The organism is Protofrankia sp. CiP1_Cm_nod3 (genome assembly GCF_982290655.1).
In genome coordinates this window covers 1-624 of record NZ_CEVIVD010000112.1, presented here as the reverse complement: position 1 = coordinate 624, position 624 = coordinate 1, and the positions used below count along the sequence as shown (strand labels likewise).

Genomic DNA, 624 nt, shown 5'->3' with positions numbered 1-624 from the left:
GTTGACCAGCCAGGGCTGGCCGGCGGTGAGCTCGATCGCCCGGTCGACGGCGGTGGGGGTGAATTCCTGGCCGGTCTCGGCGGTGTGCTGGGCGTAGAGTTCGGCGACCTCGTCCGGGGTGAAGTCGCCCAGCCGCAGCGATTCTAGTTTGATGTTGAACGGGCTGGAGGTGCCCAGCCGGGACGGGTCACCGCCGGATGCGGCTTTATAATCCCGGACATCGCGCAGGCCGCACAGGGCGACCGAGGCGGGGAAGCGGCTGGGCCGGTTGCTGTATCCGTCGCGGAGCTGGCTGAGGACGCTGAGCAGGCTCTGCCCCTGGAGCGCGTCGATCTCGTCGAAGAACAGCACCAGGGGACGGGGACAGGCAAGCGCCCAGGCGGTCAGCGCGGCTACCAGCAGGCTCGCGTCAGTCACATCCGGCCACGGCGGCGGGCGAAGATCGGCCGGGAGGGTGGCCTCTGCGGCGTCCCGGATCCGCTCGAGGATCCCCCGGGCCGCGGCGCCGTAGTCGTCGCCGGTGGCCCGTCCGATCTCGCAGGAGAACCGCACCGCCGCGTACCGGCCTTCGGTGGTCAGTTCCCGGGCAAGTGCCTGCAGAGTGGTTGTCTTCCCGGTCTGCCG

Annotated in this window: 1 protein-coding gene; it reads right to left on the bottom strand. The window is 70.5% G+C overall.

The window, feature by feature from the left end:
- A partial coding sequence (locus AC5LUJ_RS18230) for an AAA family ATPase (protein ID WP_493465352.1) occupies window positions 1–624 on the bottom strand: 624 nt, incomplete at both ends.